The sequence below is a fragment of the Myxococcus sp. AS-1-15 genome (genome assembly GCF_020037055.1).
Lineage (GTDB): Bacteria > Myxococcota > Myxococcia > Myxococcales > Myxococcaceae > Myxococcus > Myxococcus fulvus.
Genome location: NZ_JAIQDF010000002.1, coordinates 667,534 through 694,424 on the forward strand (window position 1 = coordinate 667,534; position 26,891 = coordinate 694,424).

20 protein-coding genes are annotated in these 26,891 nt (G+C 70.6%); 12 read left to right on the top strand and 8 right to left on the bottom strand.

What is annotated here, in order from left to right:
* Positions 1–37: 37 nt before the first annotated feature.
* From K8625_RS08485 to K8625_RS08495, 3 genes are all read right to left on the bottom strand, one after another.
* Positions 38–241, bottom strand: a complete 204-nt coding sequence (locus K8625_RS08485) for a hypothetical protein (protein ID WP_223749229.1) — start codon at positions 239–241, stop codon at positions 38–40.
* A gap of 222 nt (positions 242–463) precedes the next feature.
* Positions 464–1,225, bottom strand: a complete 762-nt coding sequence (locus K8625_RS08490) for a double-CXXCG motif protein (RefSeq protein WP_223749345.1) — start codon at positions 1,223–1,225, stop codon at positions 464–466.
* The gene (locus tag K8625_RS08495; protein ID WP_223749230.1) at positions 1,225–1,932 is read right to left on the bottom strand and encodes a TIGR02269 family lipoprotein; all 708 of its coding nucleotides are present in this window, start codon (positions 1,930–1,932) and stop codon (positions 1,225–1,227) included. Before K8625_RS08495 ends, K8625_RS08490 begins: the two co-directional genes overlap by 1 nt.
* 381 nt (positions 1,933–2,313) lie before the next feature.
* Between K8625_RS08495 and K8625_RS08500 the strand changes: the two genes are divergently transcribed.
* Together K8625_RS08500 and bla are read left to right on the top strand one after the other, a co-directional pair.
* Positions 2,314–2,694 (top strand): DUSAM domain-containing protein, encoded by a 381-nt coding sequence (locus K8625_RS08500; RefSeq protein WP_223782384.1) that lies wholly within the window; start codon positions 2,314–2,316, stop codon positions 2,692–2,694.
* A 106-nt stretch (positions 2,695–2,800) separates the two neighbouring features.
* Positions 2,801–3,694 carry a subclass B3 metallo-beta-lactamase gene (bla, locus tag K8625_RS08505; RefSeq protein WP_255665514.1) on the top strand — a complete coding sequence of 298 codons (894 nt, stop codon included), beginning with the start codon at positions 2,801–2,803 and terminating at the stop codon, positions 3,692–3,694.
* A 57-nt stretch (positions 3,695–3,751) separates the two neighbouring features.
* On the opposite strand, the gene K8625_RS08510 is transcribed toward bla, so the two are convergent.
* Complete coding sequence (locus K8625_RS08510) at positions 3,752–4,711, bottom strand: MBL fold metallo-hydrolase (protein ID WP_223782385.1); 960 nt, start codon at positions 4,709–4,711, stop codon at positions 3,752–3,754.
* Positions 4,712–4,874: 163 nt separating this feature from the next.
* On the opposite strand from K8625_RS08510, the gene K8625_RS08515 reads away from it, so the two are divergent.
* The gene (locus K8625_RS08515; protein WP_223782386.1) at positions 4,875–5,783 is read left to right on the top strand and encodes a LysR family transcriptional regulator; all 909 of its coding nucleotides are present in this window, start codon (positions 4,875–4,877) and stop codon (positions 5,781–5,783) included.
* Positions 5,784–5,873: 90 nt separating this feature from the next.
* On the opposite strand, the gene K8625_RS08520 is transcribed toward K8625_RS08515, so the two are convergent.
* Complete coding sequence (locus tag K8625_RS08520) at positions 5,874–6,383, bottom strand: hypothetical protein (protein WP_223782387.1); 510 nt, start codon at positions 6,381–6,383, stop codon at positions 5,874–5,876.
* 86 nt (positions 6,384–6,469) lie between these two features.
* Positions 6,470–7,813 carry a short-chain fatty acid transporter gene (locus K8625_RS08525; protein ID WP_223749235.1) on the bottom strand — a complete coding sequence of 448 codons (1,344 nt, stop codon included), beginning with the start codon at positions 7,811–7,813 and terminating at the stop codon, positions 6,470–6,472.
* Positions 7,814–7,931: 118 nt separating this feature from the next.
* Between K8625_RS08525 and K8625_RS08530 the strand changes: the two genes are divergently transcribed.
* Genes K8625_RS08530 through K8625_RS08540 form a run of 3 tightly spaced genes read left to right on the top strand, consistent with a single transcriptional unit; the run spans position 7,932 to position 10,633 of the window.
* Positions 7,932–9,407 (top strand): ATPase domain-containing protein, encoded by a 1,476-nt coding sequence (locus tag K8625_RS08530; protein ID WP_223749236.1) that lies wholly within the window; start codon positions 7,932–7,934, stop codon positions 9,405–9,407.
* Between the two features lie 25 nt (positions 9,408–9,432).
* Positions 9,433–9,801 carry a response regulator gene (locus tag K8625_RS08535; protein WP_046710836.1) on the top strand — a complete coding sequence of 123 codons (369 nt, stop codon included), beginning with the start codon at positions 9,433–9,435 and terminating at the stop codon, positions 9,799–9,801.
* Positions 9,802–9,811: 10 nt separating this feature from the next.
* Positions 9,812–10,633: a hypothetical protein gene (locus K8625_RS08540; protein WP_223782388.1), complete on the top strand. Its 822-nt coding sequence runs from the start codon at positions 9,812–9,814 to the stop codon at positions 10,631–10,633.
* A 6-nt stretch (positions 10,634–10,639) separates the two neighbouring features.
* Here the strand turns inward: K8625_RS08540 and K8625_RS08545 are convergent, their stop codons facing one another.
* The gene (locus K8625_RS08545; protein WP_223782389.1) at positions 10,640–11,998 is read right to left on the bottom strand and encodes a sigma 54-interacting transcriptional regulator; all 1,359 of its coding nucleotides are present in this window, start codon (positions 11,996–11,998) and stop codon (positions 10,640–10,642) included.
* 180 nt (positions 11,999–12,178) lie between these two features.
* On the opposite strand from K8625_RS08545, the gene K8625_RS08550 reads away from it, so the two are divergent.
* Positions 12,179–13,306, top strand: coding sequence for an ADYC domain-containing protein (locus K8625_RS08550; protein ID WP_223782390.1), 1,128 nt, complete (start codon positions 12,179–12,181; stop codon positions 13,304–13,306).
* A gap of 227 nt (positions 13,307–13,533) precedes the next feature.
* On the opposite strand, the gene K8625_RS08555 is transcribed toward K8625_RS08550, so the two are convergent.
* Complete coding sequence (locus tag K8625_RS08555) at positions 13,534–17,193, bottom strand: serine/threonine-protein kinase (protein WP_223782391.1); 3,660 nt, start codon at positions 17,191–17,193, stop codon at positions 13,534–13,536.
* 204 nt (positions 17,194–17,397) lie between these two features.
* Between K8625_RS08555 and K8625_RS08560 the strand changes: the two genes are divergently transcribed.
* The 5 genes from K8625_RS08560 (at position 17,398) to K8625_RS44140 (ending at position 26,864) form a co-directional block, all read left to right on the top strand.
* On the top strand, positions 17,398–18,201 hold the full coding sequence (locus K8625_RS08560) for a hypothetical protein (protein WP_223749241.1): 804 nt from the start codon (positions 17,398–17,400) through the stop codon (positions 18,199–18,201).
* A 332-nt stretch (positions 18,202–18,533) separates the two neighbouring features.
* On the top strand, positions 18,534–24,437 hold the full coding sequence (locus tag K8625_RS08565) for a HAMP domain-containing protein (RefSeq protein WP_223782392.1): 5,904 nt from the start codon (positions 18,534–18,536) through the stop codon (positions 24,435–24,437).
* Entirely contained in the window at positions 24,434–25,267 is an 834-nt protein-coding gene (locus K8625_RS08570; protein ID WP_223782393.1) for a CheR family methyltransferase, read from the top strand. Before K8625_RS08565 ends, K8625_RS08570 begins: the two co-directional genes overlap by 4 nt.
* Positions 25,264–25,812 (top strand): chemotaxis protein CheB, encoded by a 549-nt coding sequence (locus tag K8625_RS08575; RefSeq protein WP_223749244.1) that lies wholly within the window; start codon positions 25,264–25,266, stop codon positions 25,810–25,812. Before K8625_RS08570 ends, K8625_RS08575 begins: the two co-directional genes overlap by 4 nt.
* Positions 25,809–26,864 (top strand): two-component system response regulator, encoded by a 1,056-nt coding sequence (locus tag K8625_RS44140; protein ID WP_305070677.1) that lies wholly within the window; start codon positions 25,809–25,811, stop codon positions 26,862–26,864. The genes K8625_RS08575 and K8625_RS44140 overlap by 4 nt, the downstream gene beginning before the upstream one ends.
* Positions 26,865–26,891: the final 27 nt, after the last annotated feature.

Consider the following 26,891-nt stretch of genomic DNA (forward strand, 5'->3'; position numbering starts at 1 on the left):
CTCGAGGTGGGCGCGGTGTTTTCAGCGACCCGGGGTGTCAGACGTCGATGTAGCAGAGGCACATCCCATTGATGCAGGCGCCATTCGCACCCGACAGGCTGCACTGGTATTGGCACTCGGACCTGCTGCAGATGGGCGGGATGGAGGGGCCCGCGGCCTCCGCCGCCAGCGGGAAGGCTCCCAGGGTGAAGCCTCCGCCCAGTCCCACCATCAACGCCGTGCTCATCATGATTCGATACATGTGTCCTCCCATGCGCGGAGGATTCCGCGCGGGAGGACTACCCGGGCGACGCCGTGCTCATTTCCAGCCGGAGACCGTCGACCTGGAGTCGTTGCTTTTTCAGCCTCATTCCCTGGGCTCGGGAATGGTTGTCGTGAGATGGAAATATCGGCTCAGGTCTGGTGTCGCGCCACCGCACGGAAGAACTGGGTGAGCGAGGAGTCCAGCAGGGACTGCACCGACTCACACGAGCACGGGTTCCGGCGGCGCTCCCTTGCGCGGCAGCTTCTTCTCGGGAGGCGGGCCCATCACATCCTCGACGGCGACACCGCTCTCGTCGAGACGTGCGGCGAACTCCGCGAAGCGCTCGCTCACGAGGATGTACACCGGCATCGCAGCGAACCGGACCACGTCGAGCGTCGGCACGCTCCCCGCGTCGAGCCACCACGTGTCGGACGTGGCGTACTTGGACTGACCACACGTGACACACGGCTCGCCGTAGTGCACGCGCTGGCACCCGGCGCCCAGCGCGCCTTGTCGGGTGAGGGCCAGTTCGTAGAGCGGCCCGCGCTTGTTCCCCGTGATGCGGCTCTCCACGGGCGCGATGCCCGTCAGGCCCGCCGCCGTCATCTGCTCGAGCACGTCGCCGTGGACCAACATCGTCCATGGGTCTTGCAGGACGAAGGGCGGGAGACTGCCGCTGGCCTTCCCAACGAGAGGGCCCAGGCCCACGCCTGGCTGAACGACGGCTCCCTCCGGCAGGTACGGCATCACTCCATCACGGAGCCGCACGTACTCATCCCAGGGCACCTGCCGCGCCTTGCGGTACTCCTTCTCTCCGGGGTGGTTCGAAAGGTTCACGGGGGGGAGTTCCAACCCGAGGTCCGAGTACTCGGTATCGCATGTCGGGCAGACCGAGTCGGGCAGGCGCCATTGCCGTTTCGCGATGTAGCTGCCTCGGTGCTTCGAGCCCGTTGCGGACGTCTTCAGCCGAAAATAGCGCATCACCCACCTCCCTCTTCCGCGAGACTCCAGTCACCGAGCTTCTGCCAGTACGACATAGGCATGCCCACCAGACCGTACTTTTGAATCATGTAGCCCGCCTGCTCCATCAACTCCCACCTCTCCGCGCGCTTCCCGTCCTTCTCCACCCGCTGGATGAACTCTCGCCAATCGCTGTTCCACGGTCCACCGTACCCGTCCCGATGGATTCGCTTGTGCTGGGCCACGTCGATGGCGAGGGCGAACTCGTGGATGTTGATGCCACGCCTGGTGAAGTACTCCTCCAGCGCCCTGGGGAAGATGTGGTGCTTCTCCTTGGGCCTGGACGCCCATTCGGCATGAGCCTTGCGCACGCGGGCCTGACTGGGCAGTTCCTCGTCTCGGTGGAACTTGAAGACCATGACCGGCTCGCGGCCCGGCATGGGCATGGAGGGGAGCCAGTTACGCTGTGGGGCTCGCGCGGCCCTCGTGGGCGCACTCCCACGCAGCGCCAGCGGAGGTGTGGCCACGTCCTCGCACCGGTAGAGGCCACACGTCTCGCCCTCACACGCGACGACCGTGCACCCGGCATCTTCTGACTCCGCGGCGCACTCCGAGGCCGACTGTCCAGCCCCGTCGCCGAGTCGTGCCCTATCGCCAGCGTCTGTCGTAGCGCAGCCGATGAGCAACCATGCGGCCGTCACCCACAACCACTTCCAGATGGTGTTCATGCATCCCCGCTTTTGCAGGCGAGAGTCATCACAACCCAAGCCAGGGTTCGCGAACCTCCCTCACCTGTCCGGCCCCATCACCCCCGAAGTGCCTCCTCCAGCAGCATCTCCAACTTCATCCGAATGGCTCCCAGGAACAGCGTGCGCACCGGCACGTGGGAATACCGGCCAGGAGCGGACCGTCACCTGGAAGCACGCCACGCCCCACCTTCTCCTGGGCGTCCACCCCAATCTTCCAACGCCCCAGGCCTACGCATGCACATCGACGCCTCCGTGGATTGCCCTTGAAGGGACTTTCAGGACATGCCTCGACCCCTCGAGAGGTGGTAGGGCCCGCAGGAATGGCCAGGCGACAAGTGCTATCCGAAGACGAGGTCGTGCGTGTCCGATGAACTGGACTGGGACCCCATCCGCACCCTTGCCCGTCGTGTGTTGCAGGGCGGTGAGGGCCTCGTGCTCACCGATGACATCCGCACCCTGCTCGAGCGCACGGCCCGTGAGGTTGGTATCGGTATCTCCGAAGCCACCGATTTGCTGGCAACGGACGCTGGCGCCCGGACGCTCTTGGAAGAGTGCGCGCGGCGCATTCGCGAGGGCTCCAGCCGCATGGTGTCTTCACTGAACCAGAGGTGCCGTCACAAGCGAGCCGGCGACTTCGATGCTGCTCGCCAGGTGATGCGGGACGTGCTCGCCGTCGAGCGGGTGCCGCACTATCGCGAAGTGGCCCAAGGACAGCTCGACGAGATGTCCGACGACCCATGACGTGAGTCGTGGCTCGGAGACACCACGTCTTGCGGTCCCGTATCCGCGAAGCCCCCGCGTGGTGCCGTGCTAGCGTCCCCGCACCTTCCTGCCCTCTTCACCCACCATGCGCTTCCGGATATTCACCTGGGTTCTCTCCTCCTGCCTGCTGGGCGCCGCGACCGCTGTCGCCACACCGCCGGCTCAGCCGAAACTCCCGCCGCTTCCACAGTTACAGGCCTACACCGTGGACGCGCCCTGGTTGCAGCCCATCCTGCCGCTGCGCATCGCCGACCACACCTGGCAGATTGGCACCGAGCAGCTGACCGCCCTGCTGGTGGAGACCGAGGACGGTGTCGTGCTGCTCGACGGCGGCATGCCCCAGATGGCCGACCATCTGCTGGAGAACCTTCGGCGTCGTGGCTTCAAGCCCCAGGACCTGCGCCTGCTGCTGAGCAGCCACGCCCATGCCGACCATGCGGGCCCCTTCGCCGCGTTGAAGCGCCGCACCGGCGCGCGGGTCGTCGCCAGCGCCGAATCCGCGGTCCTGCTGGCTCGCGGGGGCGTCGATGATCTGCACTTCGGTGATGACTTCGTCTTCGCCCCCGTCGTGGTGGACCGCGTGGTGATGGACGGCGAGGTCGTCAAGCAGGGCAGCGTCGAGTTCACCGCGCACTTCATGCCAGGGCACACCCCTGGCAGCACCGCCTGGACGTGGACGGATACACGAGACGGCAAGCCCGTGCGCATCGCCTATGTCGACAGTCTCAGCACCCCCGGGTATCAGTTGCTGGGCAACCCGCGCTACCCCCGACTCGTCGACGACTATCGACGCAGCCTCGTCACCGTGCGCGCGCTGCCTTGTGATGTCTTGCTGTCACCTCATCCGAGCTTCAGCGGCTGGGAATACTCCGCCGGAGACAAGGCCGGCGCCAAGGCGCTGACCTGCAAGGCCTACGCGGACGCCGCCGAGCACGACTTCAACGCCAGGCTGAGCGAGCAGCGTCGCAAGCCTCGTTGAACCAGGCGTGCCCACCCGAGCCCTCGAAACAGGGGCTCGTGGCGGGCCGTGCCTTCTTCACTCCGCGCTGAGCCGGGCCTCCGGCCACCGCTGGCCCGAGCTGTAGTTGAGGGGCACCCACCGGTAGCTCCGCCCCTCCGCGCTCAGCCTTCCCAGTCCAGGAAACGGCATGTGCGAGAGCCCAATCAGGTCTCCGCGCGCCGCGGCGTCGGAGAACACGCGCGCCCGCTGCGCGGCGGCGGACCGGTCATCCACGTCATAGGCCACCGTCACCGAAGGCTCGCGCAACTGCACCGAGCCGAAGTGCATCAGGTCGCCGAACAGGACCAGCCGCTGGCGCCGGCTCTCGATGATGAAGCTGCTGTGCCCCGGCGTATGTCCCGTCGTCGGCATGACCCGGATGCCCGGGACGATGGTGTCCCCACCGCCGAATGTCCGCAGCTTCCCGGCCGCGCGGTAGGGCTCCACCATCGCCCGCGCCTCCTCGAAGTACTTCGGGTCCACCGTGCCCTTGCCCTTGTCACGCCCGAGCCAGAAGTCCGCCTCGCGTGCATGCACCTGGAGGAGGGCGTTGGGGAACAGCCGACGCGCGCCGGACATCAGCCCTCCGGAGTGGTCGGAGTGGATGTGCGTGAGCAGCACCACGTCGATCTGCTCGGGCTGGTAGCCCGCGGCCTGGAGGCTCTGCTGAAGCCGGCCTCCCACGTCGGGACCGAACAGGCCCCCCACGCCCGTGTCCACCAGCACCAGCGCCTTGCCCGTGTTGACCAGGAACGCGTTGATGGACAGCTCGACGGGGTCCTCCAGGTGGTCGCGCGAGAGCAGCTCCTTGACCCGCTCGGGCGTCGTGTGGGTCGCCACGTCGCGGACCGTCTGCGGAACGGTGCCGTCGGACAACGCCGTGACTTCGAAGTCCCCGAGCAACATCCGGTGGAAGCCAGGTGCCTGCGTGCGCACCTGGGGCGCGGCCGCGTGGACAGCGGTCGGGATGACGGGCGCCGTGGCCAACACCCACATCGTGAGGGCGCGTGAGACTGCGTGGAAAGCACCGCGGGAGAGAGGTCTTGTCATGGGCGATGAAATAGCCCCCGGCCCTGTCTGGGATAAACGGGCGCCCGCCCTACACACTGTTTCACCCCGGAAACAATCGAATGCGATATGCCACGCGCGGAGGTCGTGATTGGACAAGTTCATGGCCATGGAGGCCTTCGTCCGCGTGGTGGAGAGCGGCACCTTCACCAAGGCCGCGGACGCGCTGGGCCTCCCGAAGACCGCCGTCACCCGGCTCATCCAGCAACTGGAGTCGCACCTGCGCGTGAAGCTCCTGCACCGCACCACGCGTCGGGTGACCGTGACTCCCGAGGGCCAGAGCTACTACCCCCAGGCCCTGCGTCTGCTCGGCGAGGTGCGCGAGTTCGAATCCACCCTGTCCCAATCCAAGCGCGGCCCCAGGGGCCGCCTGCGCGTGGAGTCGAGCGGCACCTTGTCCCGGCTGCTCCTGGTGCCAGCGCTGCCGTCGTTCTACGCGCGCTACCCCCAGATGCACCTCGAACTGGGGGTGAGTGACCGCGTCGTCGACCTGCTCTCCGACAACGTCGACTGCGCGATTCGCGGAGGCGGGGTCAAGGACGAGTCCCTGGTGGCGCGGCACCTGGTGGACCTCACCTATGGGCTGTGCGCGTCACCCGCGTACGTGGAGCGCCACGGCTGGCCGCGCCATCCACAAGAGCTGGCGGGCCCCTCGCACGCGGTGGTGAGCTACTTCTCCTCGCCGAGCGGCAAGGAGCTCCCCTTCGTCCTGCTCCGCGACGGCGAGCGGCTGGAGGTCCACGGCCGCAGCCTGCTGACGCTCAACGAGACGAACGCGTACCTGGCCGCGGGGCTCGCGGGCCTGGGCGTGATGTTCGCGCCCCGCTTCGTGCTGGAGCCCTACATCGCCAGGGGAGAGCTGGTGCGCGTGCTGGAGGGCTGGCGGCCCGAACCCCGGCCCCTGTTCCTGGTCTACCCTCCCGCGCGCCAGCAGGCCGCCGGCCTGCGCGTCTTCATCGAGTGGGTGACCGAGCTGTTCTCAAGCCGCCCCGACCTCTGACACCAAGACGCCCACCCAAGGCCGCGAAAGGGCCTCGTGGTGGGCGTCAGGTGCTTCACGCATGCGCTCGAAGTGAGCGCGGTGCGTGACTCAGTTCACCTTGACCTGCAGCTCCTTGAGGACCTGGTCACCGCGCATCACGGAGACCGTCCAGTTGCCCGGCTTGTTGAGCCGCACGCCCGTCCACTGCCGCGCGCGCCAGCCGTCGCCCTTGAGCTTCACGTCCTTGGTCTCACGCACCACGTTGCCCTGCTTGGTCTGCACCATGACGTCCTCGACCGAGTCGCCCTGGGGCACCAGGTAGGCCTGCCACAGCATCACGGTGGTGTTCGCCTTGATGCCCTCGGCGGCGACCTCGGCGATGCACTCGTACTTGTTGGGGCCGTCCTTGGCCACCTCCGTACAGAGCTTGGCCTCCACCAGCACGGGTCCCTGGCCCTTGCCGTTGTAGAAGAAGTTCCAGGTGTCACGGACCGCGTCCGCGCTCGGAACCTTCGCGGGCTCCTTGGCCGGAGCCTCCGCCGCCGCGTCCTGCGCCAACGCCAGCGACGACATCCCCAACACCGCACACACCATGGTCCGCGTCATCAGCTTCTTCATGCTCGGGGTCCCCTCGTTGGATGAGTTGGGATCCGCCTTCCCCGGCGGGTCCTGCCCGGAGGTCTAGCACGGAACCCCGTCGCGTCTCATCCGAGCCACCAGAACGCCAGCGTCACCAGCGGCAGGTACACCAGGAACGCCACCAGCAAGAACCCCAGGATGTCCTTGAACTCCAAACGGGCCACGGCCAGGAGCGGCAGCGCCCAGAAGGGCTGGATGAGGTCGGTGGCCATGTCACCCCAGGCGTACGCGAGCACCACCTTCTCCGGCGCCACCCCCAGCCGACTGGCCGCGTCGAGCAGGTAGGGTGCCTCGATGGCCCACTTGGAACCCCCCGACGGGACGAAGTAGTTCACCACGCCGCTGTAGAGATAGACGATGGCCGGGAAGGTCTGCGGCGTGGACAGCGACACGAAGAGCTGGCCGATGCGGTCCGTCAGCCCCGTGGCCTTGAAGATGCCGTAGATGCCCGCGTACAGGGGGAACTGCAGGACGATGCCGTGCAGCACCGTGCCGGCCTCCTCCGCCGCCTTGATGAGCCGCGCGGGCGTGCCGTGCAGCAGCACCGCGAGCACCAGGAAGGTGAAGTTCACCACGTTGAGGTTGAGCGCCCGCCAGCCGCCGTTGAGCCACAGGTACTGGCCCAGCCACAGCAACCCCAGCACCCCGAAGAGGACGTTGAGCAGCCGCGCGTGGTCCAGCCAGACGGCCAGGCTCTGGTCGGCGGGGCGCTCGGGCGGAACGAAGTCCCCCAGCTTCTCCAGCACCGCCGGGTCCACCCGCACCACGTGCTCGGGCCTGGGATGCAGCGCCCACGCCAGCAGCGTGAGGCCGGCGACGACGCCCACGGTGAGCGAGACGTTGAAGGGCGAGAAGAGCGTCCGGTCGATGGGGATGAGGCCCATGCTCTTCTCGAGGAAGTGGCCCGGCGTGGCGACCAGCAGCGGCGCGGATGCGGACAGGCCCGCGTGCCACGTCGCGCCCAGGCCGAAGTACGCGCACGCGACGAGCAGCCGGTAGTCCACGTCCGGCCGGCGCCGCGCGACGAAGCGCACCAGCATGGCGCTGGCCACCAGGGACAGGCCCCAGTTGATGTACGCCAGCGCCATGGACACGAAGGCCATCAGCGCCACCGCGCCGCGCGGCGTGCGCGCCAGGCCGGACGCCTTCTCCAGGAGCGCTCGGACAGGCGTGGTGAGCGCGAGCAGGTAGCCAGTGAACATCACCAGTGCCATCTGCATGGAGAACGTGAGCAGCTCCCAGAAGCCGCCGCCCCACGCGTCGAGCACCTTGGGGGGACTTGCGCCCACCCAGCCCATGGCGAGGCCCATGGTCAACAGGCTCAGGAGTACGGCGATGGAGAACGCGCTGGGCACGAAGCGCGCGGAGAAACGGCCAAGGGCTTCGGCGATGCGGACGAGGGTGTCCACGCGGGGCAGGGGCTCCTGGAGGGTTCCAGGTCCGTTCTACGGCATTCCGAGGGCTTGTCGTGCTCCCTGTAAGCAATCCAGGCGCGCGGGACGTACGTTTTGCGGTATGAGCGCTCCCATGTCTCCTTCCGAGCAAGCGCCGCGGCAGGACGCGCGTGTGTCCACCGGCGTGCCCGGCCTGGACGCCGTGCTGGGCGGTGGCCTCATCACCTCGGGTGTCTACATCGTCGTGGGCGAGCCCGGGGCGGGCAAGACACTCTTCGCCAACCAGCTCTGCTACCACCAGGGCCGAGCCGGGGTGCGCTGCCTCTACGTGACGCTCCTGGCCGAGTCGCACGCGCGCATGCTCGCCAACATGCGGGACATGGCCTTCTTCGACCCCGCGCTGCTGCCCGATGGCGTGTACTACGTCAGCGGCTTCCGCACGCTGGAGGAGCAGGGGCTGCCGGGGCTGTTGGAGCTGTTGCGCCGCGAGGTGCGCAACCACAACGCCAACATCCTGGTGCTGGACGGCCTGGTGCAGGCCCAGGAGGCGGCGGGCAGCAGCCGCGACTTCAAGAAGTTCATCCACGAGCTGCAGGTGTCCGCGGGCCTGTCCCGCTTCACCGCGCTGATGCTCACCAGCTCCAACGGCCCCACCGTCCACCCCGAGTACACCATGGTGGATGGCATCCTGGAGCTGCGCGAGCGGACCCTGGGCGTGCGCTCCTGGCGCGAGCTGCAGGTCCGCAAGTTCCGCGGCGGCGCGACGATGGGGGGGGTGCACACCTTCCGCATCTCCAACGCGGGGCTGGAGGTCTTCCCCCGGCTGGAGGCCCGGATGCGGCGCGGCCCGCCGCCCGAGCCGCGCGAGAAGCGGGTCCACTTCGGCATCCCGTCCATGGACGCCCTCTTCCCCGGCGGGCTGGCGGCGGGCTCCACGTCGCTCTTGCTGGGGCCGCCGGGCAGCGGCAAGACGCTGATGGGCAGCAGCCTGCTCGTCGAGGGACTGAGGCAGGGCGAGAGCTGCCTGTACATGGGCTTCTACGAGTCGCCCGAGCGGCTGCTGCACAAGGTGGCGGCCGCCGGCATGGACATGTCCGGCGCGGTGAAGGAGGGCCGGATGCACCTGCTCTGGCAGCCTCCCGCCGAGTGCATCCTGGACGTGCTCGCGGACCAGCTGTTGAGCGCGGTGCGCAAGCACGACGTGTCGCGGGTGTTCGTGGACGGGCTGCCCGCCATGAGCCAGGCGGCGCCGGACCCCGCGCGCATGCCGTCGTTCTTCGCGGCGCTCACGCAGGAGCTGCGCTCCTCTTGCGCCACCACCATCTTCAGTCTGGAGACGCCGCGCCTGTTCGGGCCGGTGCTCGACGTCCCCCTGGAGCCGGGGCCCTCCGCCGTGGCGGAGAACCTCTTCTTCCTGCGTCACGTGGAGCTGGAGGGGCGTCTGCGCCGGCTGTTGACCCTCTTCAAGCTGCGGGACACCGACTACGACCCCTCCATCCGGGAGTTCGTCATCTCCCGCCAAGGAATCGAGGTTCAGCCTCCCTTCGACGTCGCCCTGGACACCCTGTTGACGGGGCTTGCCCGCCACCGGAGCGGTGGCCATCCCTGATTCGCGAGGAGCGCAGCCCGCCCGTATGGAGACGGTCCTGGTGGTGGATGACGAGCAGGGCATCCTGGAGGCCCTCGCGGACCTTTTGCGCGAGGAGGGCTACCGGGTGCTGACGGCCTCGCATGGTCGCGAGGCGCTGGCGCGCATGAGCGAGCTGCGCCCGGACCTGGTCCTCACCGACTGGATGATGCCGGTGATGGACGGCCCCGCGCTCATCAAGCACATCCGCACGGAGCCGGAGTGGAAGGGCGTGTCGCTCTTGGGCATGAGCGCGGTGGACGTGGCCGCGCTGCGCGCGGAGTACCCGGGCATCCCCTTCCTCCAGAAGCCCTTCGACATCCCCGCCCTGATGAAGCAGGTCCGCAAGGCCCTGGACGGCAAACGCGCGCTCTAGAAGGGCCCCCATGTTCTACCTGCTGAAGCTCGGCCCGGTGCCGCTCTCCCAGGGCACGACGGACGTGTACCTGCGCATCTCCGACACGGGCGAGCCGTCCGCGCCCGTGTTCGAGCGCGACGACGTGGCGGGCCTGACGGTGCTGCTGGAGGGGCTGGAAGCGCGCGAGTCGGTGCGGTGCGAGCCGGCGTTGGCCCAGGCTGGCGCCGCGCTGGGCGTGCGGGCGGAGGAGCCGACGGAGGCGGCGTTGTCGTCGCGGGCGGCCATCGCCACGTTCCTGGCCTGGGGACAGCGGGGGTTGTCCGGGCTGGGCTCGGACAAGGCGCTGTTGTTCGTGCAGGCGGCCACCGAGTACTGGGAGGCGCGGCCGTGGACGCATTGGGATGACAGCCAGCCCTTCGAGGTGGCGGTGTCCGGTCCGCTGACGCACACCTTCGAGGGCTGCGTGTTCCACACCGGCGATGGCCGGGCGGGGCTGGCGCTGTACTTCCAGCCGGGCGCGCTCCAACAGCTGATGCACATGCAGGCGCAGGGACAGGCGGAGGCGGCGCAGGGGCTGCCGGCCATCGCGGTGACGCTGGACACGACGCCGGCGTACGCGGTGGAGGCGCTGTCCTCGGCGGGGCGGGTGCCCCGGCTGCCCATGCCGCTGAAGACGGGCGCGGGCGGCGTGGGCGTGCCGTCGACGGTGGAGGCGCTGTTGCTGGTGGCCACGCTGCGCGCGGTGGCGCGGCTGGGGCCCGAGCAGCAGGAGGTGCTCAGCAGCGTGGTGGCGGGGGACGCGCGCATGGAGGTCCACGTGCGCGCCCCGAAGCCGCGCGTGCGGCACTGAGGCGGCCTACTCGCGCGAGGTCGCCCCCAGGCCGTGGCGCTGCAGCAGGCGGCGCAGGTGCGTGCGGTGCATCCCCAGCGCGCGGGCCGCGGCGGCCACGTTGCCTCCGTGGGCGCGCAGGGCCTCCTCCACGCGCGCTCGCTCCGAGTCCTCCAGGGGCGGGCGGGGGCGGGGCGGCCTGGGCGCTGGCGCCTCTTCTGGAGTCCGCTCCCGTGGGTCGGTGTTGAACGCGTGGCCCGCGCCCGGTGCCAGGTGCCCCGCCTCGATGCGTCGGGCGCCGCGCAGGAGGGCCTCCTGGCTGGCGCCGCGCACCTCCACGCGCAGCTCGCGCACGTTGCCCGGCCAGGCGCGCAGCAGGCAGGCCTCGAACAGCGAGACGTGCGCGCCGAGGCCCTCGGGGCCCTCCTGGAGGAAGCGCGCCACCAGGAGCGTGAGCTCCTCCGGGCGTTGTCGCAGGGCGGGCAGGCGGACCTCCGGGCGACCGAGCCGGAAGTACAGGTCCTCGCGCAGCCGTCCGGTGGCCACCTGCGCTCGCAGGTCCCGGTTGCTGGCCGAGCACACCCGCACGTCCACCTTGCGGGCGCGCGAGCTGCCCAGGGGGAGGACCTCGTGGGTCTCCAGCGTCCGCAGCAGCTTGGCCTGCACCTGGAGGTCCAGCTCCGTCACCTCGTCGAGGAACAGCGTCCCGCCGTCCGCGGCCTGGAGGTAGCCCTCCGCGTCGTCGGCGCCGGAGTAGGCGCCCCGCTTCGCGCCGAACAGCAGGCGCTCGGCGAGCCCCTGGGGGATGGCCGCGCAGTTGACGGCCACGAAGGGCCCCGCGCGCCTGGGGCCCAACTCATGGAACGCCCGCGCCACGCCCTCCTTGCCCGCGCCGCTCTCGCCGTGGATGTGCAGCGTCAGGCCATGCTGGGCCAGGCGTGACACCTGCTCCAGCAGCCGCCGCATCGCGGGCCCGCGCACGAAGCCCCCGTCGTCGATGACGCCCTGGCGCGCGAGCGGGCCCACATCCGCGCTGGGGATGAACAGGGAGTCGCCCAGGCGCAGGACGCGGTGCACCTGGCGCCGCTCGCCGGAGGGGAGCGGCTCTCCGTCCACGAAGGTGCCGTTCTGGCTGCCCAGGTCGGTGACCCAGCAGCGCTGGCCGTCGTGGCTCACCCGCGCGTGGTGGCGTGACATCCTGGGGTCGGCCGGCTCGCTCAGGCCGGGCGTGCCCCGCCCCAGCGCCTGCTCGCCGTGGAGCGGCACGGCCACGGCCACCGGAGCGCCCGCGCCGAGGACCTGCACCAGCCCGGGCCGGGGTGGCTCGTCCGAGTCCCGCCGCGCGGCGGCGTCGCTCTGCCCCAGGGTCGACCCCTCGTGTTCCATGGGGCCCATCTTACGTAAACCGGCGGTGTCACCAGGCACTGTGCCACCTGGGTGTGCCACGTGCGCCGCTGGCGGGGGGCGCCGCTCGGGCGTGGGCGCGGGAGGGGGTTGGCACGGGGCTGGCTAACGTGGCCACCGCGAACGACCCGCGCCCTTGGCGCGGCTTTTGAGGAGACATCTTTGGCGAGGATTCAGCAGGCGTGGCTCGTGGGCACTCTGGCGTTGTTGGCGGTGGGTGGAGGGTGCCGGCTGACGGCGCCCCCGGGGCCGCTCCAGGCGGGGCGGTCCGACGGTCCGACGGGGGGCGGGGGCTGTCCCACGGGGCAGTGCGACCCGGACCCCAACGGCCTGGGCATCTACATCGCGGAGGGCGACGACTACTGCTTCCAGCACGAGGGGCGGCCCGTGTGGTGTCCGGAGGGCTTCCTGAACACCGCGGAGGGCGTGCTGATGCGGGTGCGCTCCACGGCCGAGCGGCGCACGGTGCTCGACGTGCCGGTCCGGCTCACCCGTCCGTCGGAGCCGGAGCCGGAGGCCATCGGGGTGCTCACGGGCCTGCACGCCAGCCCCGCGGACTTCTTCGTGGCGCTCACGCAAGGGGGCGAGTCGCGCAAGGTGCGCGGGGCCTCGCTGGCGAAGCTGTCGTTCTACTTCCACCTGCCGGTGGACGTGGGGGGCGGAGACCGCCGCCAGGTGCTCCACGAGCTGTCGCTGGGCGCGCCGGAGGCGGGCCGCTTCCAGGTGCGCTACCGGGTGGTGGGGACCGGGGACTGGCAGCCCCAGTGCCGGGCGACGGGGGGGCAGGGTGACGCGCGGTCCGTCTTGCTGCCGGGGCGACAGGTGGATGGCCTGAGCGCCGCGGTGCGCGAGCGCGCCAGCGCGGTGACGCTGGCTTGCGAGACGGGCGCCATCGCGGCGTGCCTGAAGTGGAAGTATCAGCCGTGGGACCCGGAGACGCACCAGGACGACGCGGAGCGGGAGCTCGTCTATCGGTCCTGTCTGCAGGCCAAGCGCGCCGCGTACTTCGTGGGACAGGGGGACCTGCGCGCGTTCACGGTGAGCGGCACGCCGTTCCTGCGGCGTGACGCGCACGGGTTCGACCCGCGCTCGGGAGCGCGGCTGGAGGATCTGGAGGCGCTGGAGGCGCTCTGGGGACCTCGGGGGGCGGTGTGCCTCAACCCGGAGAACCGTCGCCAGTCGACGCCGCCGCTGCCGAAGGGGCTGTCGCTGCCCAGGTGCGGCCCTGCGCCTCAGTGGCGCACGGACGCGCCGCTGGCGACCGGTGTGCCCAGGGCGGCGGAGCGCTGAGGCGCGCAGCGGGGGAGGTGGCGGAGCGCTGGGGCGGGGCGCGGGTGGCCAGCGTGTGCGAGGTGGCGGAGCGCTGGGGCGGGGCGCGGGTGGCCAGCGTGTGCGAGGTGGCGGAGCGTGGAGGCGCGCCGAGGGGGAGCCAGCGTGCGCAGGCCGGCGGAGTGCTGAGACACTTCGCAGGTGCTCCCGCCACCTTGTTGCGTCGGACTCGCGCGGGGAGGGGCGGTTCAGGGGGCCGCGGGCCGGGCTCGGAGTGCGGCCCCGGTGTGCGCGGGCTCGGCGAGGTCCTGGACCAGCCGGGGGTACGCGCGGCTCAGCCGTGGTGCGCGCTCGAGGACCTGGTCGAGCACGGTGCGAGCCTCGCCCAGGGTGGCCTCGCGCGAGGCCGTGTCCGACAGGCCCCGGGCCCGCGCCCACAGCAGTCCGGCCCGGAGGGCTTCGGCCTCCGCCAGTCCTGGCGACAGCCGTAGCGCCTTCTCCACGTGGGACAATCCCTCCTCCTCCACCTCGTGCGAGACGGAAGGGGACGCGGCGCGGGCCCATCGCCAGCAAGCGCGCGCCATCATCAGGTGGCTCTCGTCATAGGCGTACAGCGCCACCGCGCGCCGCGCTTCGTCGAGCGCGCGGCGCAGGCGGGGCAAGCCCGAGCCGCCTCGAAGTTGTTCCAGGTCCGCCGCCGTCAGCTCCAGCCAGGCCCCCATCACCCGGCAGTCCGCGCAGGAGGGACTCAGCCGATAGGCTTCCTCCAGAGCGCGTCGCCCTGCCTCCAGCGCGGCAGTCGCTTCGCCCTCGCGCAGCGTCCACCGTGCGTGCTCCTCTTGGACAGTGCGCGGGAGGGTGAAGGCGCTTTCCGAGCGCGTGTCGAGCCGCTGCGTCTCCAATGCAGCCGTCGTGTCACCGGCCTCGCGCAGCGTCTTCGCCGCTTGCCCCTCCTGGAGCGGAGTCTGGAGGGGGATGGCACGCTCCGAGTTCGCATCGAGCGTGGCAGTTGCATCGCCGCTCTCGTGCCGCATCTTCGGCGCTTGCGCCTTGTAGACCGAGGTCTGGAGGGGGATGGCACGCTCCGAGTTCGCGTCGAGCGTGGCAGTGGCATCGCCGGCCTCGCGCCGCGTCTTCTGCGTGCGCGGGGCGTGCTCCGAGCGCGTGTCGCGTAGCGCGGCCGTCGCATCACTGCCCTCGCGCAGCATCCACCGCGCGCGCTCCACGTGGACCGTGGCCTGGTGGAGGAGGGCGCGCTCCGAGCGCGCGTTGAGCCGCTGGGCCTCGAGCGCCGCGCTCAGCGCCCGCTCCAGGGCCGGACCCGGGTCCTGCTCCGTCTGCTCCAGGTGGCGCGCCCGCGTCAGCTCCGCCGCCGCGGTGTGCTCGAGCGCGGAGTGGAACCGGGCGTCGATGGCGCGCGCCCGCCCGCTCGCCTCCAGCGCCCGCCGCACGTCGTCCTCCGGGTCCTGGCCGAGCCCCAGCCGGTGGCCCGCCATCGCCACGTACAGCTCCGCCAGGTTCGAGTGGGCGAACAGGTACTGCGGGTCCACGCGCGTGGCGTCGAGGAAGGCGCGCGCGGCCTGTTCGTAGGCGGGCAGCGGGTCCCCACCGTGCTCCCGCAGGTGGTTGCCCCGCCACCGGTGGACGAGCCCCAAGTCGTTGAGCGCCCAGGGATACAGCGGCTGCAGCTCGAGCGCGCGCGACAGCCAGCGCAAGGCCTCGCTCCAGGAGGCCTCCGGCGCCTCGCCCGCGCGCGCCTGACGCAAGCCCCGCATGAAGTGGCTGTAGCCCAGCGAGTCGAGCGCGAGCACGTCGCGCGGGTCCAGTTCCACGGCCCGCGCCGCCGCGCGCGTCCACTCCTCGAGGAGGGCCGCAGCGCCGCGCGAGTCCGGCTCCCCCTGGAAGTTCACCGCGCGATACTGATTCATCAGCACCTGGGCCCGCTGGGTGTGGCCCGCCGCGCGCTCCGGGTCGGCGGTGAGCGAGCGCTCCACGGCCCGCTCCGCCTCGTCGAGCGCGGCCTTGCGAGAGCGCCCCTCGCGCTTGTCCAGCTCGGAGCGCTGCAGCCACACCTCGGCGAGCGCCGCATGACCCCACGCGTCGCTGCGGCCCAGCTCCAGCGTCTTCTCGTAGCGCTGGCCGGCCTCCTCCAGCCATCGTCGTGCCTGGACGTAATCCCCTTGCTCCAGCAACATCATGGCGCGAGCACGGGCCACGTCCCCCGCGAGCGCGCGGGCCTCGGGCATCCAGGAGGCCTGGGCCATGGCCTCTTGGGCGGCGTGCTCGGCGGCCTCGTGCTCGCCGCGGTACAGGGCGATGAGCCCCTCCAGGTAGCGCGGCGACTCCAGCTCCAGGCTCCGGCTTCGCTCCAGCGAGGCGAGGGCGGGCGTGAGGAAGCGCGCCTCGAGCTGCCGTCGCTGCTCGGCCACCCACCGCGCCCCGCCCTCGCGCCGGGCGTCCTCCAGGCCCTGGCGATAGCGCTCACCGAGCGCCCGGCCCAGCGCGTAGTGCAGCCCCGGCGTGTCCACGCCCAAGGCGTGCGCGCGCTCCAAGGCCTCGTGGGCCTGCTCGAACTCGCGCAGCGCCAGGTGCCCCCGACCGAGCGCCTGACGCACGAGCCCCTCCTCCTGGGGGCCGAGCCCGGGCTCCATGGCCGACAGCTTCGCCAGCCGCTCGCGGGCCAGTCGCAGCTCGGGGCGGGTGTCGTGCAGGGGAAGGGCCTGGAAGGCGCGCACGAACGACTCCAGCTCCCGCACCTGCTGGCCCAGCTGCTCCGCCAGGAGCACCCGCGAGGCGGTGCGCGCCTCCAGCTCCCTCCGGGACAACCACGCCTGTCCTCCCACGGCGCCGAGCAGCAGCATGCCGGACAGCGAGCCGGCCGAGAGCCAGAAGGCGACGCGGTGCGCTCGCGCCAGGCGCCGCACGCGGTCCACCAGGCCGGGCCCGCGGCCGAGGATGGGCTGCCCGTCGAGGATGCGCCCCAGGTCCTCCGCGAGCGCGAGGCTCGAGCCGTAGCGCTGGTCCGGCTCCCGGGCGAGGCACTTGAGGCACACCGTGTCCAGGGCGGCCTCCAGCGTGGGCACGCGCGCGCGCGGCGGCACGAACTCCCCATCCAGCACCTTCGCGAGCGTCTCCAGGGGCGTGGCGCCCTGGAAGGGCGGGGCCCCCGTGAGCAGCTCGTACAGCGTGGCGCCCAGGGCGTAGATGTCGGCGCGGTGGTCGACGGCGCGCACCTCGCCGCGGGCCTGCTCCGGCGCCATGTACGCGGGCGTCCCGAGCACGGCGCCCGTGGTGGTGAGGCCGTGTCCCAGCGCCAGCTCGTAGGCGAGGCCGAAGTCCAGGATGACGGGCGTGGGGCGGTCCGAGTCCGCGCCGCGCACCATGATGTTGGAGGGCTTGAGGTCGCGGTGGATGACGCCCAGCGCGTGGGCGGCGTGGACGGCCTCGGCCACGTGCTTCATCAGGCGCAGCTTGCGCGTCAGCGTCATGCGCGCCGCGGCGTGCTCCAGCAGCTCCCCCTCCACGAGCTGCATGGCGATGAACGTCCGGCCATCGACCTCGCCGACCTCGAAGACCTTGCAGACATGCGGGTGGTCGATGCGCGCCTGGGCGCGGGCCTCCTGCACCAGTCGCATGGCCCGCTCGGGGGCCGCGCCCTGGATGAACTTGAGCGCCACCTGTCGCCCCAGCCGCGTGTCGCGCGCGCGGTGGACCTCACCCATCCCGCCCCGGCCCAACAGGCCGAGCAGCTCGTAGTGTCCCCAGGACGAGGCCGCGGTTGCGCGCGGGGCTTCGTCGCGCGAGGCGCCGGAGACCGAGCCCTCCGCCGTGGCGGCGGTCGCCGGTGAGTGCTCCAGCGCGGGCGGGGTGGGCGTCAGGGGCGGTCCATCTGCGCCGTGCGGCGGCATGGCCCGACGCTACCACACGCGCTCGTGCACCCAGGTGGCACACCCGGAGGCATGTGCCATCCGAGTGCCATTCGTGGTGCCACGTGAGGGGCGAGGACGGTCGCCCGCTCGGGGCGTGCGACGACACGCGGGCGGCATGTGCCTTGCTCAAGCAGGCCGCGGCGCGAACGCGCGCTCCAACCCATCACCGAGAAAGACACCCTCATGTCGAAGCTGCGTCATACCCTGGTCATGCTCACGATTCCCGCCGTGCTGTGGGGCTGCGGCCCCGAGGACCTGACCGAGGCGCCTGGGCAGAACGGCGCGTCCACGCCCGGCGCCGAGTCACTGGCCAGCACGTCCGCCGCGCTGGTGGCGAGCAACGAGTTCACCTGGTCCCAGGGCAACCTCGCCAAGCCGATGGGAGGCACGGACGGGCGCTCGTGCTTCCTCACGCGCGTGGGCGGCGACCTCCAGGGAGGTGGCGAGCGCGTGGACATCTTCCAGTCGGGCGGCTCCTGGTACCTGGGCGGCGCCTCGCAGCAGACGGGCATCCACGGCGCGGCCCGGTGCGTGGAGGCCGAGGGTGACACCACCGAGTACCAGTGGACGCAGTCGATGGCGTACCCCGTCTACATGGGCACCGCGACCAACCGCGTCTGCTACCTGGTGGGCATCGCCGGCAAGTTCAACGGCACCGGAGAGTGGGTCCACGCCTACGTCAGCGGCGGGAGCTGGTACCTGAACGGCAACTCCAGCCAGAGCAGCGTGCGCGCCCGCGCGCGGTGCATCGACGTCTCGCCGTCCGGCACCGACCCCGCGTATACGAATGAAGTCGCCTGGTACCAGGGCTCGCCCGCGTCCTACCTCATGGCGACGCCCTCGACGCGCGCTTGCGGCCTCACGTTCGTGCGCGGCAAGTTCGAGGGGAGCGGTGAGTACGTGCGCATCTACAACGACTCCGGTTACTGGTACCTGAGCGGCTCCTCGAACCAGACCGGTGTCGCCGCTCGCGCGCGCTGCTTCTGACGCGGGGCTCGCACGCTGGCGCTTCGGGCGGCCTCGGGCGACAGGGCCCGAGGCCGTGCCGGCGTGAGTCCAGGCGCTCCTGGAAGGGCGCGGGGCGCGCCCGGGAACCGCCGGGCGCGCCTTCCTCCCGGGCGAGCGGGCAGGCTCGGCCCGCGTGTCCGACTTCACGCGCCGTGGCGGACCTCCCCTGGGTCAATGTTGGCTGGCGCACGAAGTCGCGGGCGAGTGTCCGGTGGTGGGCACTGTGCCCTCCCGAGGGGGCTGTCGGGGGCGGGGGAGTCGCGGGACAACGCAGTGGCCGCGCCCATCCCAGGGACGTGCAGGGGCTCTCCATGACTGTGAAGAAGGTTGTCTCGCGTCGCGCTCGCGCGGTGGTGCCACCGCAGCGCTCCGTGGAGGACGACTCGGATGCGTTGGACTCGCGGCAGCTCTTGCGCGTGCTGACGGCGGTGCGCAAGGGTGACTTCTCCGTGCGCATGCCCGTGGACAAGGTGGGCAACGCGGGCAAGGTCGCGGACTCGCTGAACGAAATCATCGAGCTCAACGAGCGCATGGCGCACGAGTTCGAGCGCATCGGCAACGTGGTGGGCAAGGAGGGCCGCATCACCCAGCGCGCGCACGTGGTGAGCGCGGTGGGCTCCTGGGCCGACTGCGTGGAGTCGGTGAACACACTGGTGGCGGACCTGGCGCAGCCGACGACGGAGATGGGCCGCGTCATCGGCGCGGTGGCCAAGGGCGACCTGTCCCAGACGGTGGCGCTGGAGGTGGACGGCCGGCCGCTGAAGGGCGAGTTCTTCCGCACCGCCCGGCTGGTGAACGGCATGGTGGAGCAGCTCGGCGCCTTCGCCTCCGAGGTGACGCGCGTGGCGCGCGAGGTGGGTACCGAGGGAAAGCTGGGCGGCCAGGCCCGCGTGAAGGGCGTCGCCGGCACGTGGAAGGACCTCACGGACAACGTGAACTCGATGGCGTCGAACCTGACGTCGCAGGTGCGCAACATCGCCGAGGTGACGACGGCCGTCGCCAAGGGCGACCTGTCCAAGAAGATCACCGTGGACGTGCGCGGTGAGATTCTCGAGCTGAAGAACACCATCAACACGATGGTGGACCAGCTGTCGTCCTTCGCCTCGGAAGTGACGCGCGTGGCGCGTGAGGTGGGTACGGAGGGAAAGCTGGGCGGTCAGGCCGTGGTGAAGGGCGTGGGCGGCACGTGGAAGGACCTCACGGACAACGTGAACTCCATGGCCTCCAACCTCACGTCCCAGGTGCGCAACATCGCCGAGGTGACGACGGCCGTCGCCAATGGAGACCTGTCGAAGAAGATCACCGTGGACGTGCGCGGCGAGATCCTGGAGCTGAAGAACACCATCAACACGATGGTGGACCAGCTCAACTCGTTCGCGTCCGAGGTGACCCGCGTCGCGCGCGAGGTCGGCACGGAGGGCAAGCTCGGCGGACAGGCCGTGGTGAAGGGCGTCGCCGGCACGTGGAAGGACCTCACGGACAACGTGAACTCGATGGCGTCGAACCTGACGTCGCAGGTGCGCAACATCGCCGAGGTGACCACGGCGGTGGCCAACGGAGACCTGTCGAAGAAGATCACCGTGGACGTGCAGGGTGAAATCCTGGAGCTGAAGAACACCATCAACACGATGGTGGACCAGCTCAACTCGTTCGCGTCCGAGGTGACGCGCGTGGCGCGCGAGGTCGGCACCGAGGGCAAGCTGGGCGGCCAGGCCGTGGTGCGCGGCGTGGGTGGCACGTGGAAGGACCTCACGGACAACGTGAACTCCATGGCCTCCAACCTCACCGCGCAGGTGCGCAACATCGCCGACGTGACGACGGCGGTGGCCAAGGGTGACCTGTCGAAGAAGATCACCGTCGATGCACGCGGCGAGGTGCTGGAGCTGAAGAACACCATCAACACGATGGTGGACCAGCTGTCGTCCTTCGCCTCCGAGGTGACGCGCGTCGCGAAGGAGGTCGGCACGGAAGGAAAGCTCGGCGGTCAGGCCGTGGTGCGCGGCGTGGGTGGCACGTGGAAGGACCTCACGGACAACGTGAACTCCATGGCCTCCAACCTGACGTCCCAGGTGCGCAACATCGCCGAGGTGACGATGGCGGTGGCGCGCGGTGACCTGTCCAAGAAGATCACCGTGGACGTGCGTGGCGAGATTCTGGAGCTCAAGAACACCATCAACACGATGGTGGACCAGCTCAACTCGTTCGCGTCCGAGGTGACCCGCGTCGCCCGTGAAGTGGGGACGGAAGGAAAGCTCGGCGGTCAGGCCGTCGTGAAGGGCGTGGGCGGCACGTGGAAGGACCTCACGGACAACGTGAACTCCATGGCCTCCAACCTCACCGCGCAGGTGCGCAACATCGCCGAGGTGACCACCGCCGTCGCCAACGGTGACCTGTCCAAGAAAATCACGGTGGACGTGCGCGGCGAGATCCTGGAGCTGAAGAACACCATCAACACGATGGTGGACCAGCTCAACTCGTTCGCGTCCGAGGTGACCCGCGTCGCGCGCGAGGTCGGCACGGAGGGCAAGCTCGGCGGACAGGCCGTGGTGAAGGGCGTCGCCGGCACGTGGAAGGACCTCACGGACAACGTGAACTCGATGGCGTCGAACCTGACGTCGCAGGTGCGAAACATCGCCGAAGTCACCACGGCCGTGGCGCGCGGTGATTTGTCGAAGAAGATCACCGTGGACGTGCAGGGTGAAATCCTGGAGCTGAAGAACACCATCAACACGATGGTGGACCAGCTGTCGTCCTTCGCCTCCGAGGTGACGCGCGTCGCTCGTGAAGTCGGCACGGAAGGAAAGCTGGGCGGTCAGGCGGAGGTGAAGGGGGTGGCCGGCACGTGGAAGGACCTCACGGACAACGTGAACTCCATGGCCTCCAACCTGACGACGCAGGTGCGCGGCATCGCCAAGGTGGTGACGGCGGTGGCCAACGGCGACCTGAAGCGCAAGCTCGTCGTGGACGCGAAGGGTGAAATCGCCGAGCTGGCGGACACCATCAACGGGATGATCGACACGCTGGCGGTGTTCGCCGACCAGGTGACCACGGTGGCCCGCGAGGTGGGAATCGAAGGGAAGCTGGGTGGACAGGCGCGCGTGCCCGGCACGGCCGGCATCTGGCGCGACCTCACCGACAACGTGAACCAGCTCGCCGCGAACCTGACGACGCAGGTGCGCGCCATCGCCGAGGTGGCCACGGCGGTGACCAAGGGTGACCTCACGCGCTTCATCACGGTGTCCGCGCAGGGCGAAGTGGCCGCCCTCAAGGACAACATCAACGAGATGATCCGCAACCTGAAGGACACCACGCGCAAGAACACGGAACAGGACTGGCTCAAGACCAACCTGGCCAAGTTCACCCGCGTCCTCCAGGGACAGCGGGATTTGCTCACCGTCTCCAAGGTCATCCTGTCGGAGCTGGCGCCGCTGGTGGACGCGCAGCACGGCGTCTTCTACATCTCCGAGCGCGCCGAGGCCGGGGAGCAGATCCTCAAGCTGCTCGCGTCCTACGCGTACCGGGAGCGCAAGGGCCTCTCCAACACCTTCAAGCTGGGCGAGGGCCTGGTGGGCCAGTGCGCGCTGGAGAAGGAGCCCATCCTCCTGTCGGACGTGCCGGACACGTACATCCGCATCTCCTCCGGGCTCGGTGAGGAGGTGCCGCGCAACATCGTCGTGCTGCCGGTGCTCTTCGAGGGGGAAATCAAGGCCGTCATCGAGCTGGCCTCGTTCCACCGCTTCAGCGAGGTGCACCTGGGCTTCCTCGCGCAGCTCACCGAGTCCATCGGCATCGTGCTCAACACGATTGCCGCCAACATGCGCACCGAGGCGCTGCTCAAGCAGTCCCAGGCGCTCACGGACGAGCTGCGCAAGCAGCAGGAGGAGCTGACGGAGACGAACAAGCGCCTGGAGCAGCAGGCCACCTCGCTCCAGCAGTCCGAGGAGCTGCTCAAGCGTCAGCAGGAGGAGCTGCGCCGCACCAACGAGGAGCTGCAGGAGAAGGCGAAGCTGCTCTCCGAGCAGAAGACGGAGGTCGAGCGCAAGAACGGCGAGGTCGAGCAGGCCAAGCGCGCGCTGGAGGAGAAGGCCGAGCAGCTGAGCCTCACCTCCAAGTACAAGTCCGAGTTCCTCGCCAACATGAGCCACGAGCTGCGCACGCCGCTCAACTCGCTGCTCATCCTCAGCCAGACGCTCAGCGACAACGTGGAGGGCAACCTCACCGGACGTCAGGTGGAGTTCGCCAAGACCATCCACGCCTCGGGCGCGGACCTCCTGGAGCTCATCAACGACATCCTCGACCTGTCCAAGATCGAGTCCGGCACCATGACGGTGGACGTGGGCCCGCTGCGCTTCAGCGACCTGCGCGAGTTCGTGGACCGCACCTTCCGCCAGGTGGCGGACAAGAAGGGCCTCCAGTTCGACATCGACCTGTCGCCGGGCATGGCGGGCGAGGTGGAGACGGACGCGAAGCGGCTGCAGCAGGTGCTCAAGAACCTGCTGTCCAACGCCTTCAAGTTCACCGAGTCCGGCTCGGTGTCGCTGCGCATCGGCATGGCGAGGAACGGCTGGACGCCGGACCACCCGGTGCTCTCCAGCGCGCCCTCGGTGGTGGCCTTCTCCGTGCGCGACACGGGCATCGGCATCCCCAAGGACAAGCACCACATCATCTTCGAGGCCTTCCAGCAGGCGGACGGCTCCACCGCGCGCAAGTACGGCGGCACCGGCCTGGGCCTGTCCATCAGCCGCGAAATCGCGCGCCTGCTCGGCGGCGAAATCCGGCTGGAGAGCGAGCCGGGCCAGGGCAGCATCTTCACCCTCTACCTGCCCCTGGACTTCATGGCGGAGCGGCCCGGCGTGGACAACCGCCTGGTGTCCAGCGTGCTGGCCCAGTCCGTCGCCATGCTGCCGCCGCCCCTGCACCTGGAGGAGTCGTCCGCGGCGCCCACGGGGCTCGTCACGCTGTCCATCGATGATGACCGCGCCACCATCCAGCCCGGGGACAAGGTGCTCCTGGCGGTGACGCACGCGCCGGACCACGCGGCGCGGCTGCGCGCGGCGGCGCAGGGCGCGGGCTTCAAGGTGCTCGTCTCCACGGAGGTGGAGGGCGCGCTGGACGTGGTGCGCGACTCGCGGCCCGTGGCCGTGGCGGTGGATCTGGACCTGCCGGAGATGGCGGGCTGGGTGGTGCTGGACCGGCTCAAGCACGACGCCAGCACGCGCGCGCTCCCGGTCTACACCGTGTCGGATGACGACCACCGCGAGCGCTCGCTCAACCTGGGCGCCATCGGCCACCTGCGCGCGGCGGCGGACCCGGCCGCGGCGGTGGCGGCGCTGGCCTCCCTGCGCGACTTCGTGGAGCGCAAGGGCCGGGGGCTGCTCATCGTCGAGGACGACGCCGTGCACCGCCAGTCGCTCCAGGAGCTGCTGGGCAGCGACGACGTGCAGACGATGGCGGTGGGCACCGCGGCGGCCGCGCTGGCCGCGCTGGCGGAGCGCCGCTTCGACTGCATGGTGCTGGACCTGGGCCTGCCGGACCTGCCCGGCACGGAGCTCATCCGCCGCGTGCGCGAGGCGCATGGGGCCGGCGGGCCGCCCATCATCGTCTACACCGGCCGCGAGCTGTCGCGCGCGCAGGAGACGGAGCTGCGCCGGGTGGCGGAGGCCATCGTCGTCAAGGACGCGCAGAGCCCCGAGCGCCTGCTGGAAGAGACGAGCCTGTTCCTGCACCGCTCACCCGCCACGCTGTCGGAGACCAAGCGCCGCATGCTGGAGAAGGCGCGCGAGCGGGACCCGCTGCTCGTCAACCGCAAGGTGCTGGTGGTGGACGACGACGTGCGCAACATCTTCGCCCTCAACACCGTGCTGGAGCGCTACGGCATGAAGGTGGCCTTCGCGGAGAGCGCGCGCGAGGGCCTGGCGCAGCTGGAGACGGACGAGGACATCGAGCTGGTGCTGATGGACGTGATGATGCCGGAGATGGACGGCTACCAGGCCATGCGCGCCATCCGCCGCATGGAGCGCGTCTCGCACCTGCCCATCCTGGCCCTCACCGCGAAGGCGATGAAGGGTGACCGCGAGAAGTGCCTGGAGGCGGGCGCGTCCGACTACATCACCAAGCCGGTGGACATCGAGAAGCTGCTCAGCCTCCTGCGCGTGTGGCTGCACGCGCCCCGGGGTGCTCAGGCCAAGGGCCCGCGCACGGAGGTCTCCGGGTGAGCGCCGGGGCCCAGTCCTCGGCGCTGGAGACGCTGGAGGCGGAGCTCCTGCTGGAGGGCGTGGCCCGCCACTGGGGCTTCGACCTGCGCAGCCACTCGCGTCCGCAGTTGCTGCGGCGGCTGCGGCGTCACCTGCGCGAGGAGCGCCTGGAGTCCTTCTCCGCGCTCCAGGCCCGCGTGCTCCACGACAGCGACGCGCTGGAGGGGCTCCTGCGCGCGCTGTCGTGCACACCGCCCACGCTCTTCTCGGACGCGGCCTTCTTCCGCGACTTCCGCGCGCGCGTCGTCCCCGTGCTGCGCACCTGGCCGTCGGTGCGCGTGTGGCACGCGGGCTGCGGCACGGGCGAGGACACCTACTCGCTGGCCATCCTCCTGCACGAGGAGGGGCTGTGGGGGCGGTGCCGGCTGTACGCATCCGACGCGAGCGAGGGGCTGCTCGCGGACGCGCGCACCGGCGTGGTGCCCCTGCCCGGCGAGGACTGCGCGCGCCGCCACGCGGAGTCGGGCGGCAAGGGCTCGCTGTCGGACCACTACACGCGCGACGGCAACTGGGCGCTGCTCCACCCGAAGCTGCGCGACGGCATCTTCTTCACCCAGCACAACCTGGCCATCGACGGCTCGTTCAACGAGTTCCATGTCATCGTGTGCCGGGACACGCTGCTGTCCTTCAACCGCGCGCTGCACAACCGCGTGCACTCGCGGCTGTACGAGAGCCTGGCCCGCTTCGGCTTCTTGTGCCTGGGGCGCAAGGAGTCGCTGTCGCGCACGCCCCACGCCCAGGCCTTCGAGGAGCTGGAGGGCAGTGGCCGCATCTTCCGGAGGGTGTCATGAGCGTGGGGTTGCTGGTGGTGGGCGCGCCGCGTGGCGCCGCGGCGGACCTGGAGACGCTGCTGTCCGTGTTGCCGGCGCACCTGCCGGCGCCCGTCGTCGTGGCGCTGCACCGGGGGCCGCACGACCGGCTGGTGGAGCCCCTGGGCCGCCGCTGCGCGCTGCCGGTGGTGGAGCCGGACGACAAGGACGACCTGGTGCCCGGCCGCGTGTACCTGGCGCCGTGGGGCTACCACCTGCTGGTGGACCGGGGCTCGGTGTCGCTGTCGGTGGAGCCTCCCGAGCACGGCTGTCGTCCCGCCATCGACGCGCTCTTCGAGTCCGCGGCGGACAGCCACGGCGCCGCCGCGGCGGGGCTGCTCTTCGGCGGCCATGACGACGGCCTCACGGGGCTGGGCCTGCTCCAGGCGCGCGGCGGGCGCGTGGCGCTGGTGGGCGGCGAGGACGTGGAGCTGTTCGACGCGGAGGTCGAGCGCTTGTCACTCGGGGACGTGGGAGGTTGGCTCGCGCGACTGGCCTACGTGTCGCGCGGCAGGGTGCAGCCATGAGCCCCGTGTCCGTCCTCCTGGTCGACGACCAGCCCGAGGGGCTGCTCGCGCTGGAGGCGACGCTCGCGCCGCTGGGGCTCCAGCTCGTCACCGCGCGCAGCGGCCGCGAGGCGCTGCGCCACCTGCTCTCCCAGGACTTCGCCGCCATCCTCCTGGACGTCGTGATGCCGGGCATGGACGGCTTCGAGACGGCGAGCCTCATCCGCGAGCGCGAGCGCAGCCGCCACACCCCGCTGCTCTTCCTCACCGCCCTGTCGCGCGGCCAGCTGCCGGAGCTGCGCGCCTACGCCGTGGGCGCGGTGGACTACCTGCTCAAGCCCTACGAGCCGGAGATCCTCCGCTCCAAGGTGAGCGTGTTCGCGGACCTCTACCGCAAGACGGAGCTGGTGAAGCGTCAGGCGGAGGTGCTGCGGCAGACCGAGCGGCGCGAGCACGAGAACGAGCTGGCCGAGGCCCAGCGCCGCGTGGACGCCGAGCGCGCCCGCGCCCGCGAGGAGCTGCTGCGCCGGGAGATGGAGACGCACCGCAACCAGCAGCGCTGGCTGGAGGCCGTGCTCGCGGCGCTCCCCACGCCGCTCGCCCTGGTGGAGCCCGGCACGGGCCACACCCTGCTGGCCAACCGCGCGGCCCAGGGGCTCGCTGGCGGAGGGCTCGCGTACCGCGAGGCCCAGGGCCTCCACGAGGGCCTCGTCGTGCGGGGCCCGCAAGGCCAGGTGCTCTCCACCGACGAGCAGCCCCTCATGCGCGCGGCCCGCGGTGAGGCCCTCCAGGGCTTCCATGTGGATTGGGAGTGGGGTGGCCAACAAGGCTCGGTGCGCGCCTTCAGTACCTGGCTGCCCCGGATGCATGGCCGTCCGGAGACGGTGCTGCTCGCCCTGCTGGACGTGGCGGCGCCGAGCGCCACGGTGCAGCTTGTGGAAGGACTCAGGCAGCTTGCGCCCGCCCACCCGGGACGGGAGGACATGGAGGGCCCGCTTCCCGTGAGGCAGGGCGAGCGGGCGAGGGACACGTCCGCGCCGGAACCTGAACATCCTGTTGCGAGAAAAGGTTGACGCACAAAATAACGTGGGCATGGTGGC